Below are 13,809 nucleotides of genomic sequence, written 5' to 3'. Positions count from 1 at the left end.
CGTTATTTGTGGACGGATTTCAAGTCCAATAGCGGTTCGTGGGCGTCAGTCGAGATTGGGCCGCAGCCAGCGCTCCGCCGTTTCGAGATCCACACCGCGCCGCGCCGCATAATCCTCCAGCTGGTCGCGGCCGATCCGCGCTACCCCGAAATACTGCGCTTCCGGATGGCCGAAATAAAATCCGCTGACTGCCGCGGTCGGCAGCATGGCGAAATTCTCGGTAAGCTCGAGGCCGGCGTTGGCAGGTGCCTCGAGAAGATCGAAAAGTATCGGTTTCAGGCTATGATCCGGGCATGCGGGATAACCGGGTGCGGGCCTGATGCCCTGATACTGCTCCTTGATCAGCTCCGCATTCGTGAGCTTTTCGCCCGAAGCATAGCCCCACAGATCGGTTCGGACATGCCGGTGCAGCCGTTCCGCGAATGCTTCCGCAAGCCGGTCGGCCAGCGATTTCAGCAGAATGTCTGAATAATCGTCCTTGTCGGCAAGAAAGCGCTTCGAATGCGGTTCGACCCCGTGGATGGCGACCGCGAATCCGCCGATCCAGTCCCCCGCCGGATCGACGAAATCCGCGAGGCACATATTCGCCCGATCCCGGCTCTTCTTCACTTGCTGACGCAGGAAAGGCAGCCGGACATGGCGCCCCTCCTCCTCGAGGTGAATGACCACGTCGTCACGGTTCGGCCCATGGCCGCGGGCGCAGGGCCACAACCCTGCCACGCCCTTCGCCGTCAGCCATTTCTCGGCGACGATCCGGTTCAGCATCGCATTGGCATCCTCGAAAAGCTGCCGCGATGTCTCCCCGACGACATCGTCCTCCAGAATGGATGGATAGGTGCCGTGCAATTCCCAGGCGCGAAAGAACGGCGTCCAGTCGATATAATCCCGAAGGTCCGCCAGATCCCAATCCGCAAACCGGTGGATGCCGGCCTGATCCGGCGGTGCGGGCTTGTCGCTGAGGAAAGCATCGTAGAAATTGGCCCTTGCCTCGGCGATTGGCAGGAGCACGCTCTGCCCCTTGCCCGCGCGCGCATCGCGAACCTTCTCGTATTCCGACGCGGTGTCGGCAACGATACCGTCACGCTGCGTATCGGAAAGCAGCCTGCTCGCGACGCCGACCGCCCGACTGGCGTCGAGGACATGCAGGACGGGCCCCGCATAGGCCGGGTCGATACGCAGCGCGGTATGGACCTTGCTGGTGGTCGCACCGCCGATCAGAAGCGGCATCGCCATAGCTGCGCGCTGCATTTCCTGCGCCACAGTCACCATCTCGTCCAGCGAGGGCGTGATGAGGCCGGATAGCCCGATCATGTCGGCGTCGTTCTCGTTCGCCGCATCGAGGATCTGCTGCCATGGCACCATGACCCCCAGATCGATAACCTCATAGCCATTACACTGGAGGACCACGCCCACGATGTTCTTGCCGATGTCGTGCACGTCTCCCTTTACGGTGGCCATCACGATCCTGCCCTTGGCCTTGGCCCCGCCGGCCTTCTCAGCCTCGATGAACGGAATGAGGTGGGCGACCGCCTTTTTCATCACCCGCGCGGATTTGACGACCTGGGGCAGAAACATCTTGCCGCTGCCGAACAGGTCGCCGACCACGTTCATGCCGTCCATCAGCGGCCCCTCGATCACCTCGATCGGGCGGCCGCCCCGCTCTTCCGTCAGGGCGCGCATTTCCTCGGTATCATCGACGACATGGGCATCGATGCCCTTGACCAGCGCATGCTCCAGCCGGCGCTCGACCGGCCACCCGCGCCATTCGGCGGCTTCCTTTTCCGCCCTGGCATCCTTGCCTTTGTAGCTTTCAGCCAGATCGATCAGCCGCTCGGTCGCATCCGGACGGCGCATCAGGATCACATCCTCGCACGCATCCCGCAGCTGCGGATCGATCTGGTCGTAGACGTCGAGCTGACCGGCGTTGACGATCGCCATATCGAGCCCCGCGGGGATCGCGTGAAAGAGAAACACGGAGTGCATCGCGCGCCGAACGGTCTCGTTACCGCGGAAGCTGAAGCTGAGATTGGAAAGCCCGCCGCTGGTCCGGGCGTGGGGGCATCGCGTCTTGATCTCCTGCACCGCCTCGATGAAATCGAGACCATAGCGATCATGATCCTCGATGCCGGTGGCGACAGCGAAAATATTGGGATCGAAGATGATGTCTTCGGGCGGAAAGCCTATTCCGGTCAGGAGGTTGTAAGCGCGAGTGCAAATCTCGACCTTGCGCTCCTTCGTATCGGCCTGACCGACCTCGTCGAACGCCATGACGACCGCCGCCGCGCCATAGGCCATGCATGTGCGCGCCTGATTCAGGAAGGCCTCTTCGCCCTCCTTCATGCTGATGGAATTGACGATCGGCTTGCCGCTCACACATTTCAGGCCCGCTTCGATCACCTCCCATTTGGAGCTGTCGATCATGACCGGCACGCGGGCGATGTCCGGCTCCGCAGCGATGAGCTTTAGGAAAGTGGTCATGGCATGCACGGCGTCGAGCAGACCTTCGTCCATATTGACGTCGATGATCTGCGCGCCGTTTTCGACCTGGTCGCGCGCCACCTCTACCGCGGTCGCGTAATCGTCCGCCATGATCAGCTTCTTGAAGCGCGCCGATCCGGTGACATTGGTGCGTTCGCCGATATTGACGAAACGTGCTGTCGACGTTCGGGTCATGTCAGGCCGCAAGCGTGAAAGGTTCGAGCCCGGCGAGCCGCATGGCAGGATCGATCGCGGGGATGCGCCGTGGATCCAGACCCTTGATGGCCTCGGCGATCGCAGCGATGTGTGCGGGGGTCGATCCGCAGCAGCCGCCAAGCACGTTGATCTGGCCGGCTTGCGCCCATTCCAGAACCAGCTGTGCGGTCGTGGCCGGAACCTCGTCATATTCGCCCAGCTCGTTGGGCAGGCCCGCGTTGGGATAGACCATGATCGCGGTATCGGCGAGTTCGCTGAGGGTCCGCACATGGGGCCGAAGCTGCGTCGCGCCGAAAGAGCAATTGAGCCCGACGGTTATCGGGCGGGCATGGCGGACCGCGTGCCAGAACGCGTCGACGGTATGCCCCGATAGGTTGCGACCGGACAGATCGGTCAAAGTCATCGACAGCATGATGGGAACCTCGCGTCCCAGATCCGCTTCTAGCTGCTTGACTGCCATGATGCCGGCCTTGGCATTGAGCGTGTCGAAAATCGTTTCGATCAGGATGAAGTCGGAACCACCCTCCACCAACGCCGCCGCCTGTTCGCGGTAGACGTCGACCAGCGTATCCCAGTCGATCTCGCGAAAGCCCGGATCCTCGACGTCTGGCGACAGCGAAAGAGTCTTGTTGGTCGGCCCGATCGCGCCCGCAACGAAGCGTGGCTTCCCGTCGTTTTCCTGGAACTCGTCAGCCGTCGCCCGTGCGAGCTTCGCGCTTTCGACATTGATCTCGCGCACCAGATGCTCGGCTCCATAATCGGCCTGGCTGATGCGATTGGCGGAAAACGTATTGGTTTCCGCGATGTCGGCGCCAGCCTCGAAATAGGCCCGGTGGATCGCGGCAGGCACTTCCGGCTTGGTCAGCGCAAGAATATCGTTGTTGCCCTTCTGATCGCGGCCCAGGTCGAGCGCGCCGGCATAATCCTCCTCGGACAATTTCCAGTTCTGGATTTCCGTGCCGAATGCGCCATCGGTCACCAGGATACGCTCCGCGGCGGCGGCGAAAAATGCGTCGCGATTGTTCATTGCAGGCCTTTCGGGCGCAGGCCGAGCATATGGCAAATGGCATAGCTCAGTTCGGCCCTGTTGAGGGTGTAAAAGTGGAATTGTCGCACGCCGCCGGCATAAAGGCGTCGGCACAGCTCTGCCGCAATGGTCGCAGATACAAGCTGGCGCGCCTCCGGCCTCTCGTCCAGCCCTTCGAACAGCCCCGCCATCCATTCGGGGATCGCCGTTCCGCACAGGCCGGACATGCGCTGTACCGCGGCGAAGCTCATCACCGGCATGATGCCGGGCACGATCTCACCCCCGAGGCCCGCCGCTTCGGCCTGTTCGCGAAACCGGAAGAAACATTCCGGGTCGAAAATGTACTGGGTGATCGCCCGCGTGGCGCCGGCATCGAATTTCGCCTTCAGATTGGCAAGATCCGCCTCGGCATGGGGCGAATCCGGATGGACTTCCGGGTAGGCGGCCACCGAGATCTCGAAATCGGCAATGCGTCTGAGGCCGCCGATCAGATCCGCCGCATTGGCATAACCACCCGGATGTTGCGAGTAACGGGTTTCCCCCGTCGGGGGGTCGCCGCGCAGCGCGACGATGTGGCGGACCCCGGCCTCCCAGTAATGGCGGGCGACGTCATCGACCTCGTCACGCGTGGCGGCAACGCAGGTCAGGTGTGCCGCGGCGGGGATGCCGGCCTCGTTCTGGATCCGCACCACCTCGGCATGGGTTCGCTCGCGCGTGGAGCCCCCCGCGCCATAGGTCACGGAGACGAAACGGGGGCCGAGCGGCGCCAGGGCCTCCACGCTGTTGCGAAGCGTCTGGGCCATGGCCTCGCTCTTGGGCGGGAAGAACTCGAAGCTCACGTCGATATCGCCGGGAAGGGACGCGAAAAGCGGATCTTCGTGCGCGAGAGCAGTCTCGGAAACGGGTGCGGTCACGCCGCGTCTCGCGCCGCATGGGGGCGCCTGGCAAGCCAGATTTTCACGACAAGTTCCCCTTCATCCATTGCTTTCGGCGGCTCCGCTTCGAAGCCGGAGTTGGCCAGTAGCTGTTCCATCTGTTCATCGCTGAATCCCAGGCGGGCATGCGCGTATCGTTCGCGCAGTTCCTCTCGCTGATGCGCGGCAAAATCCACGATTGCGATCCGCCCCCCTGATTTGAGAACCCGCGCCGCCTCGCCAAGCGCCTCTGCCGGGTTCTGGGCGAAATGCAGCACCTGGTGAAACAGCACGGTGTCCATGCTGCCATCGGCCAGCGGCAGGTCGATGAAATCGCCCTGTACCATCTCGATCTTGTCGCCGCCGAAATGCTGGAGCCGTGCGCGCGCGACACGAAGCATGGCGGGGCTCTTGTCGAGCGCGACGACCCGTTCCGCGCGCGTCGCAAAGAGTTCGGCCATGCGGCCTGTCCCCGTGCCGATGTCCAGAACCTGGCCCAGTGGACCCTCGCCAAGGGCCTCGATCAGCGCATCTTCCACGGCCTGGTCCGGGCTGTGAAGACGCCTCAATTCGTCCCAGTTCGACGCGTGATCGGCAAAATAATCCTGCGCCTGCGCTTCCCGCGCATCGCGGATTGCGGCCAGTTTGTTCTTGTCCGTCGCACACACATCGCCGAATTCGGCATCGAACCGATCGCATTCGGCCAGCAGCGCGGAAATGGATACGGCGAAACCATCTGCCTTCGCACCGCGCAAAAACATCCAGCTTCCTTCGCGGCGCCTTTCGACCAGTCCCGCATCGCCGAGGATCGCGATATGTCGCGAAACGCTCGGCTGGCTGTGGCCGAGCACCTGCGCAATCTCCCCCACGGCAAGTTCCATCGAGGACACAAGCCGCAACACCCGCAACCGCGTGGGGTCCGAAAGCGCCTTGAATACCGTATCAACCTTCATCGCCGACCCACATATAAAGATATTCGCATATCTGTAAATGCGGTTCATCGCAGATAGGTTTCGGTAACGGCGTTTTAACCGCGACCGACAACCCGGACTTAACCACCCGCCCGTGATCGTCGGCTCAGCAAACGCCGATGGTCAGATCAACAGCCCCCTTCTTCCGGAGAACGGCACCACGCCCGCGCGTGGCGGCGAAATTCGCCAGGACGAACGACCGGGATGGCTCGTCATGAGCGTAACCCCCTTTCCGGATCGTCAACCCTCGCGCTTCGTCGACGATCTTCTCGGCTACATGACGCTGACAGAAAAGCTCGGGCAGTTGTCGCTCGATCGAAAGGCCGAAGATCCCGCGATAGAGGCGAAGGTAGCTGCGGCCGAGGTGGGCGGGGTCATCGGGACGACCAATGGCCGGAGCCTTCAGGCCCTGGCGGTCGAACATTCGCGGCTGGGCATACCGCTCCTGATCATGGCTTCGCCACGACCGTCGTACTCCGCCTGGGCTCTTGCCGCGACCTGGGATGTCGAGGCCGCGGAGAGCTGCGGTTTCGAACTTGGCTCCGAGGCCCGGGAAACAGGCGCTAACACGCTTTCAGCGCCCCGCCTTGCCCTTGCTGATGAAGCCATCGCTGATCAGGCCGGCGCGCCCGTGTACGCGCATCTGGCCGGCAGCCAGCCGCATCTCCTCGCCCAGCTCGGACTGTCGCTGTCCAGGGGGGTGGGGCACATTGCCCCGGGTAGCTCCCGCAGCAAGATGGGCACGATCGGTGCCATCGTTTCGGAGAACGGGGATCACCGCCACACCCGCTGTAGCACGGAACTGCTGACCGGTCCGATTACGGGCATCGACGGAAAGACCGCTGTGACCGGCGCCTCCTTCGCGGGTATTGACGCCGCAGAATGTCGCCGGATTTTCGATCTCGTCAGCCGCGTCTATGCAACGACCACCAGTGCGAACCTGGAATCCGCCGCGCAACGGGCCATCGCCTTCGACCTGATCGGAATGGAGGAGATCGACCGGGCGGTGCGCGGCGTATTGACCGCCAAATACCGCCTCGGCCTGTTTCGCGATCCATTCGGAGCGGGCGGCCCGGTGGTTGGAATGCCCGCTCTTTCTAGCGCGGAACTCACGCGCAGGACGATGGTCCTGCTCCGCAACGAAGGAGGAATTCTCCCATTCTCCGCCGTTTCCGATCGGGTACTCGTGGTGGGATCGCTGGACGGCGCGGGCGCCCGTTGCGCTGAAGCCATGCAACGCACTGGCGTGGATTTCATGGCCGCGCCTGGCCTTGCTCTGCGACGACCGGGTGAAAGCTGGTCGGAGCCCAGCCCGGACGACCACCTCGCGCTTGCCCTTACGCGCGATGCCGCCGAACGGGCCGATTTCGTGTTGCTGGCGCTAGAGGATCGGCACTTCGTGCGCCGGGAGCACGAACGATGGGCGCGCCCGAGCGCAGCTCTCATCGCGTTGGTCAAGGCGCTATCGCGAACCACCGCGCGGCTCGTCGCGCTCGTCGCAACGGCGGAACCCGTCGACCTTGGAGAAGCCGACCGCAGCTTTTCGGCAGCATTGCAATGTTGGGAGCCGGCACACGGCTTCGAGGAAGCCTTGGGAAGGATCCTGTCCGGGCGCGAGGGGCCGGAGGGTCGCATGCCGGCCACCGTCGGGCATTTCCCGATGGGGCATGGCCTGGGTTTCGGCGAATGCACGATGTCAGGATTTCGCCTCGAAACAGGCGCCGATCATGTCGCGGCGGTCGCCCGGCTGCGAAATACCGGCGCATTCGCGATGAAGGAGACCGTCCAGATCTACATTCGCGGCGAAAACGACGAGCTTCGCCTGGTGGCTTTCGAGCGAGTGTCGCTTCGCCCCGAAGAGGAGGTCGACGTTCGTATCGAGCTGGGCGCGGCGGCATTCGCGACCGTCGATATGGTGGGTCGGCTCGAAATCCCCCGCGGACGCCGGGAAATCCTGCTCGGGAAAAGCCTGTCGCGACTATTGCCGGCGGAAATCACCATCACCGATCCGCTGGCGCGGGCCCTGATGGGAGGGCGGCCAAGAACGCTTCACGCGTTTGGTTAGCGACCGGCGACGGTCCTTTCGGATACCCCCGTTCGCGAAAGGCGGCGTTGCTTTTGCGCTCCAAGTTCAATCGCGAATAGCAGCGATAAACGCACGTGCGCGAGACTCGCCTTCCACCACGGACATTCTGGGGGCGTAAAGAGCCGAGCTGATATCAGCGTCTCAACGCCCCTTGAGTTCGCTGGTAACACCCGGCCGGCCGAGCGCCGAGCATCCCAAGGGCACAACTCGCTGTTTGGTGTGAGAATTAAGTCGTCATCGCTGGACATCCGCGATGCTCGCCCCGAATCCTTCGACCATGGCGCGAGTGACGATCGCCATGTCTCCCGGTGTCGAGTGCTTGAGTACGCTCAGCGCGAGACCGACCTCAGCCATCGCTCTTGTGTCGCCGCCATTCAGCCAGCCGTCCAGCACGCCTGCCGCGAACGCGTCGCCGGTGCCGATGCGGTCGACGATGCCGGTCACATCGATCTCCTCCGTCTGAAATGCGGTTTCACGCGTATCGACCCTCGCGGCGATGCGGTGGTGTTCGGCAGTCAGGATGTGTCGGGCAGTGGAAGCGATGATTTCAAGATTTGGGAAGGCCACGAAAGCCGCTTTGGCCGCCTCCCGCCGCCTGTCCTCTCCGTCGCCTGAAAAGTTTTTGCCGAGAAGCAAGGATATGTCGCGGTGGTTCCCGATCAGGATGGTGGCGTCACCGACCAATTCACGCAGGATCGCTGCCGGATCACCATCCCACGCGCTCCACAACGCCGCTCGGTAATTGCCATCGAAGCAGATAGGGACGCCCGCTGCCTTGGCCGCATCCTGCACCGCGCGGGCAAGAGCCACGCCCTTGGGCCCTAGGGCGGGCGTGATCCCGCCGGTGTGCAGCAGACGCGCTTCGGAGAGCGCCCCCGCGAAGTCGATCGCCTGCGGTTGGGCAACTGCGAATGCGCTGCCAGCCCGGTCGTAGGTGATCGACGAGGCGCGCGCGCCTGCCCCTTCCTCCATGAAATAGAGACCCATACGACCCGGTGCGCGTTCAAGGTGGCTCGTATCCACGCCCGCGGTGCGCAAAGTGGCAATCGCGCGCGCCCCTAGCGCATTGTCGGCTACCAACCCCGCGAACCGCACATCGTGTCCCAAGGAAGCAAGCGCAAACGCCACGTTCGCCTCCGCTCCGCCGACCGTAAGGCCCAGCGTTGGCGTCTGCGCTAACATCTGCCGACCGGGCGGAGTGAGCCTTATCAGCAGTTCGCCGAAACAGGTTATCGTCATGCGAAGGGACGCTAGCGCGCGAGCCAGCCGCCGTCGACTGCGAGCACCTGTCCGGTGACGTAGTCCGAAGCGGGCGCCGCGAAGAAAACAGCGGTGCCCGCGATGTCTTCCGGCCGGCCCCAGCGCCCCGTAGGTATGCGCTCGAGGATCTGGCGGTTTCGGGTCTCGTCGGCTTGCAGGGCCGCAGTGTTGTTGGTTGCGATGTAGCCCGGTGCGATGGCGTTGACCTGCACACCTGCCGGTGCGAGCTCGTTCGCCATCGCCCGGGTCACACCTGCAACCCCGCTCTTGGCCGCGGCATAGCTCGGTACGCGGATACCACCCTGGAAGCTCAAAAGTGACGCGATGTTGATGATTTTCCCGCAGCCCTGGGCCATCATGTGCCGCGCGGCCGCTTGACTGAGGAAGAACAGGCTCTTGAGGTTGGTGTCGACCACCGCGTCCCAATCTTCCTCGGTAAAGTCCGGCAAGTCGTTCCGGCGGATGATCCCGGCGTTGTTGACGAGAATATCGATCCCGCCAAGCCCCGCGACCGTCTCCTCGACCACGCGCGCCAAGGGGCCGGTCGAGGAGAGATCGGCGGTTATGTTTACCGCCCTGCGGCCGGCCGCCTCGATCATGTCCAGCGTTTCGTCGGGCGCACTGCGCCCTGCCACTGCGACGTCCGCGCCCGCCTGCGCCAGTGCGACTGCGATGGCTTGGCCGATCCCGGTGTTTGCCCCGGTGACAAGGGCTCTGCGACCCGAAAGGCTGAAGGAGATCATTCGCTCAGGCCGATGCAGTTTCGCGAACGCCCGTCAGCTCGCGTAGGTAAGCGCTGATGTCCTCGTCTTGCGAGTTGGCATAGAAATGCTCGGCGAACCGTTCCCCTGCCACTGCGGCCTTCAGCAGATCCTGATCAACCGACTTCAGCACGGTCAGCATGTCATGGGTCGCGGCTGCCTTGACGCCTGACAGGATCGAGCGGTTCTTTCGCATGATCTCGGCGCGTTCTTTGGGATATCCCACTCCGGTCTCGCCGTCGAAAATCTTGGCGTAGCAATCCCGCAGATTGAGTTCGGCCGCCCAACCGAAGCCCTTTGCATAGGGCATTGAGATACAATTGCCGTCATTGATCTGGGCGAACAGGAATGCGTCGGTGGGATCGATTACCAGACCGCAGAACACGCCTGGCATGGCGTTGCACGCCAGCATCGATCCCATGCCCGTACCGCATCCGGTCACGACGAAATCGGCAGCCTTGGAATTGAGCAGGATCCCTGCGAGCAGGCCGTTCATGATGTAGGTAAGCGAGGCCGTATCCTCTGCCGTGTACATCCCGTAATTGAAGACCTCGTGCCCCAAGGGCTCGGCGACCTCGCTCAAGGCTTCGTGTATCACGCCGTTCTTGGCGGCCTGGCTATTCTCGGTGATCAAGGCGATCTTCATGGGTTCCCTTTCGATTTTTGGTGTGGGGACGTTTCTGAAACGGGTTAGCTGCGCATTCGGGTCCGCTGAACGAATGCGTCATCTAATGCATCGGGAATGAGTGCGAGATTCTGAATTGCAGCGAGGCCCCATTGTGCCGCTGCATTCGTGGAGACGCCGGGCCACTCGACGAGACCATCGGCCAGCGAAATACGCGGGTCGTGGTCGACCGTACCCAAGCCAGCCTGTCCCGAGAAAAACTCTTGAGCCGCACGTTCGGCCAATTGAGGATCATCTAAGGTACTGGCGGCGAATGCGGTCAGCCGTGAGTGCCCTTCCCGCAGATTAAAGGGCAGCTTGGCTTCACCGTATCGCGCTTCGAACTGGGCAGGCGGCGCATTGTAGAAGCGGCAATAGTCGAGCCACGCCTCGCGATAGCGGGGGACCTCCAACAATTGCAGCAGTTCGGAATTCAGCTCGACCGCACCGAATACCGCGTTGAGGTGCGACACATTAACCTTGTCGTTCAAAACGAACCGCCTGGTGTCGAGATTATACGCGGCGCTACCGGTTAGCCAGCCGTTGGGCATGGCTCCGATCGATTCCATTCCGGCCACGATCCGATCGCGCCATTTCCGGTCTCCGGTCCGCTCCCACTCGGTCAACCAGTTCGCCGCCAGCGAACTCCAGACCGTGCCGAATGACATTTCGACATGCCTTGGGGGAAGTTGCACGGAAACGCGTCCGGGAACCTTCCTTCCGATCTCGACATCGAGAAGCCGCTCGGAAGAACCGAGCAAGGCACGCATCAGGTCCCCCGTTCGCTCGTCGCAGGTAAGGTAATAGAACATCCGCCGGTATATCGAGGTACTGATCCGCGGCTGTTTCGAGCTGTCGCTGAAGTGCTGCACCCCATGGCGCGTCCCGAAGCCGGCGAAACGGCCAAGATGGTAGACATCGACCTCGCTCGTGTGGCGGGTCATGGCCTCTGCCAGGCGGAACGTACCCGCGTCGCCGGTACGGAGCGCCTGGTACCAAAGCCAGAGATCGGTCGACAGCTCGCTGTTATCCCAAGCGAAGCCCCCGATGTCGTATCGCCACTGGTGCCTGTCGACATCGTAGGTGTGCATCACATCGCCGTGGTTCCAGAACCCGTACCAACTGCGACGGTCAACCTCGCCCGCGTAGAAATCGACCAGGTTGGCCAGCTGGGTTTCGATTACCTGACGGACGGGTGTCGAGCGTTCTGGAAGATGCCAATTCCCGAAAACGCCGGATGCGTGGAGGCTTTCCGATTCTGCCAGAAGCCTCGGCGGCTCGCTACCCACGGTTGCCATTGCGACAATCTCGGTCGACTTTGGGGTCTCGGGCAAAGCCCACAGTGTCAGTTCGCTGGTTCGCGCGATCCCTACCGCGCTGTCCCAGCCCGGCTCGTAGTCTTCATACGTGATATCGAGCCCGTCGTTTTGCGCGCCATACTCCTCCATTCCCATCACACCGCGATAACTTCGCATGTCCATGGGTTCCGCGTCGGGAGACCAAAGCCATCCGGTAAGCGTCGTGACATCACCGCCTAGACGATCGATCTCCAGCGCCGAAGGATGCCGCTGCCAGAAATAGCGCATGGACAACGCTGCCCCACCCGCGGGGCTCGACACGCTGGCAAAGCCGGGTGCTCGCCGTCCCTCGTCCGCGCCGATCCAGGCGTGACCCTCGCCGGTTCGCTTCTGGAGCACGAACCCATTCGCCGAATGCTGGAGGAGGCGAAAATCGTTCCATACAGGAATGGCGTGGAGCAGATCCCGGACTTCGCGCTTCATCTCGGTGAAAGGGACTGCCCTCCCCGCCACCTGCGCCGACCGGACTTCACGGCCACTGTCGCGACGCAGGCCGGTGAGCGGGCGAGCCGCCTCGGCGAAAAGACGTTCCTTGCCGAGGGCAATGCGCACGTGTCGGTCGTAGGCTTCCCCCGATAGAGGGACGTCGGCAGCGATGCCGATTCCGGAAAGGAAGTGCGCCTGCGGGTCGAGATCGTTCGTGAACGAATGAACGATCCGCACAGCCTTCGAACCGGCGTGAAAATAAAGGCGGACTATAACGGGAAGGTGCGGCGCCTTGGCCGCGTGTCGCCCATCGAGGCGGATGACGGCCCGAACGGGGCCGGATTGTTCGACCGTAACTCTATCGATAACTGGTTCGAGCGGTCGCCGGCCATCACCCTCTGGAGAGCTGGCCATAAGAGCCTTCAGACGGACCGGACCGACGAGCAGCCGCCCGTCCTTTACCGCTGATTGGACGATTGCATCGCTGCCGGGAGATAATGTCCATGCGATACCAGCGTTTTGGACGGTCCAGCCCGCTGCTATGCGCGTTACGGAAATCGGGCTTTCAGACGGCGATGGACGTCCAGGCTCTATGCGGACGCGGTCGGTCGTCACGCCCGAAGGAAGGGCATGACCAGTCCACTTGACGCTGCCGTCGGGCCAGAACGCGGCGTTCCAGCTCTGGACGGGTATCCCACCGCCATCGTCCCCCGTGGCGCGAAGCGATGTCCGGGCTTGTAAAAATCCGGGTGGCCAGGCGAGGCCGAATGTCTGGCCGATCTCGTGTTCGGGCGCACTCCCGTCCAGCCACTTCGCTGAATTCATAACGCGTTGCGAGGTCGTACCCGCAGCCAAAGACGGCCGTGCCAATGCGGCACCTGCCAGGATCGTGGAGGCGAGGAACACGCGGCGCGAAACATGGAACTGCCGCGACATCAGTTCACCGTCAGATTTCGTATGCGGAGGTGGCTCTTCGTTGTGCGCAGCGCGAAGTGCCCCCGGTTATACGGTGAAGGATCGTCAAGCTTGAAGAGCTCGCTTCCGTCCCTGCGAACGGAAACCGCATTCCCGTCGACGGCCAAAACGATGCGGGTCCAGACGTTGGGCTTCAAACCATTTTCGGTACCGGACAAGTCGTGTTGTGGTAACAAGGGCCGGTTCCCGGCTTCACCGACATAACGGCGGAAGCGGGTCGTGGTGTTACGATTGCCCCCGATCCCAACATAATATGCGCGCATCGTGTCGTATTGCGCGAAAGATCCATTTCTCGGATGCGAAAGGACATCGGATCCGTCAGCGTTGGTCGCCATCCAGAAGGCGTTGAGGTCACTCACAGCGTCGTTAGGGCCGCCTTCGGCGACGGGCATTGCCTCGAAGGATATTTCAACGGGCGCGACTAGTGGCTTTCTGAGCCAAAGGGAGAGTCCCTGCGGCGTATCGATCTCCACGGTTCCCCCTGAAAACGCCACCGTTGCCGAGGGATTTTCAGCTTCGATCGTCCATGCATCTGGTTGAGCGAGCAAATTTGGGGATCCAGCGTGGCTGGTTGCGCAGGAGGGGAGGATCCCCGCAACCAGCCCCCACAGGAAGATTTGGCAACAACGGTTCATGCCGGCCGGCGGCCCTCCAATTTTCTTGCTCCACACAC

General features: G+C 62.6%; 10 protein-coding genes. 1 reads left to right on the top strand and 9 read right to left on the bottom strand.

The window, feature by feature from the left end:
• Nucleotides 1–45 precede the first annotated feature (45 nt).
• From metH to ACFDTG_RS08100, 4 genes are read right to left on the bottom strand one after another with little or no spacing between them, the layout of a single operon-like run.
• The gene (metH, locus tag ACFDTG_RS08115; RefSeq protein WP_375290525.1) at nucleotides 46–2,673 is read right to left on the bottom strand and encodes a methionine synthase; all 2,628 of its coding nucleotides are present in this window, start codon (nucleotides 2,671–2,673) and stop codon (nucleotides 46–48) included.
• 1 nt (nucleotide 2,674) lies between these two features.
• Nucleotides 2,675–3,721 (bottom strand): homocysteine S-methyltransferase family protein, encoded by a 1,047-nt coding sequence (locus tag ACFDTG_RS08110; protein ID WP_375290524.1) that lies wholly within the window; start codon nucleotides 3,719–3,721, stop codon nucleotides 2,675–2,677.
• Nucleotides 3,718–4,635 (bottom strand): methylenetetrahydrofolate reductase [NAD(P)H], encoded by a 918-nt coding sequence (gene metF / locus ACFDTG_RS08105; protein ID WP_375290523.1) that lies wholly within the window; start codon nucleotides 4,633–4,635, stop codon nucleotides 3,718–3,720. The genes ACFDTG_RS08110 and metF overlap by 4 nt, the downstream gene beginning before the upstream one ends.
• The gene (locus ACFDTG_RS08100; protein ID WP_375290522.1) at nucleotides 4,632–5,588 is read right to left on the bottom strand and encodes an ArsR/SmtB family transcription factor; all 957 of its coding nucleotides are present in this window, start codon (nucleotides 5,586–5,588) and stop codon (nucleotides 4,632–4,634) included. Before ACFDTG_RS08100 ends, metF begins: the two co-directional genes overlap by 4 nt.
• Nucleotides 5,589–5,700: 112 nt before the next feature.
• On the opposite strand from ACFDTG_RS08100, the gene ACFDTG_RS08095 reads away from it, so the two are divergent.
• The gene (locus ACFDTG_RS08095; RefSeq protein WP_375290521.1) at nucleotides 5,701–7,671 is read left to right on the top strand and encodes a glycoside hydrolase family 3 C-terminal domain-containing protein; all 1,971 of its coding nucleotides are present in this window, start codon (nucleotides 5,701–5,703) and stop codon (nucleotides 7,669–7,671) included.
• Nucleotides 7,672–7,926: 255 nt separating this feature from the next.
• Here ACFDTG_RS08095 and ACFDTG_RS08090 read toward each other — a convergent pair whose 3' ends face one another.
• The 5 genes from ACFDTG_RS08090 to ACFDTG_RS08070 form a co-directional block, all read right to left on the bottom strand.
• Nucleotides 7,927–8,931 carry a sugar kinase gene (locus ACFDTG_RS08090; protein ID WP_375290520.1) on the bottom strand — a complete coding sequence of 335 codons (1,005 nt, stop codon included), beginning with the start codon at nucleotides 8,929–8,931 and terminating at the stop codon, nucleotides 7,927–7,929.
• A gap of 11 nt (nucleotides 8,932–8,942) precedes the next feature.
• Nucleotides 8,943–9,695 carry a 2-dehydro-3-deoxy-D-gluconate 5-dehydrogenase KduD gene (kduD, locus tag ACFDTG_RS08085; protein ID WP_375290519.1) on the bottom strand — a complete coding sequence of 251 codons (753 nt, stop codon included), beginning with the start codon at nucleotides 9,693–9,695 and terminating at the stop codon, nucleotides 8,943–8,945.
• Between the two features lie 4 nt (nucleotides 9,696–9,699).
• The gene (locus ACFDTG_RS08080; RefSeq protein WP_375290518.1) at nucleotides 9,700–10,359 is read right to left on the bottom strand and encodes an RpiB/LacA/LacB family sugar-phosphate isomerase; all 660 of its coding nucleotides are present in this window, start codon (nucleotides 10,357–10,359) and stop codon (nucleotides 9,700–9,702) included.
• Nucleotides 10,360–10,403: 44 nt separating this feature from the next.
• Nucleotides 10,404–13,097, bottom strand: a complete 2,694-nt coding sequence (locus ACFDTG_RS08075; protein WP_375290517.1) for a Tat pathway signal sequence domain protein — start codon at nucleotides 13,095–13,097, stop codon at nucleotides 10,404–10,406.
• Nucleotides 13,097–13,809, bottom strand: a 713-nt coding sequence (locus ACFDTG_RS08070; protein WP_375290516.1) for a DUF6250 domain-containing protein, incomplete at its 5' end; no start/stop codon positions are given. The genes ACFDTG_RS08070 and ACFDTG_RS08075, both read right to left, overlap by 1 nt.

This window comes from Qipengyuania sp., from assembly GCF_042095715.1.
Lineage (GTDB): Bacteria > Pseudomonadota > Alphaproteobacteria > Sphingomonadales > Sphingomonadaceae > Qipengyuania.
This window is presented reverse-complemented; position numbering and strand designations above follow the sequence as displayed.

Bases quoted from the DNA above. Each gene is read 5' to 3' on its own strand.
- metH (WP_375290525.1), bottom strand. From the start codon at position 2,673: ATGACCCGAACGTCGACAGCACGTTTCGTCAATATCGGCGAACGCACC.
- ACFDTG_RS08110 (WP_375290524.1), bottom strand. From the start codon at position 3,721: ATGAACAATCGCGACGCATTTTTCGCCGCCGCCGCGGAGCGTATCCTG.
- ACFDTG_RS08100 (WP_375290522.1), bottom strand. From the start codon at position 5,588: ATGAAGGTTGATACGGTATTCAAGGCGCTTTCGGACCCCACGCGGTTG.
- ACFDTG_RS08090 (WP_375290520.1), bottom strand. From the start codon at position 8,931: ATGACGATAACCTGTTTCGGCGAACTGCTGATAAGGCTCACTCCGCCC.
- kduD (WP_375290519.1), bottom strand. From the start codon at position 9,695: ATGATCTCCTTCAGCCTTTCGGGTCGCAGAGCCCTTGTCACCGGGGCA.
- ACFDTG_RS08080 (WP_375290518.1), bottom strand. From the start codon at position 10,359: ATGAAGATCGCCTTGATCACCGAGAATAGCCAGGCCGCCAAGAACGGC.
- ACFDTG_RS08075 (WP_375290517.1), bottom strand. From the start codon at position 13,097: ATGTCGCGGCAGTTCCATGTTTCGCGCCGCGTGTTCCTCGCCTCCACG.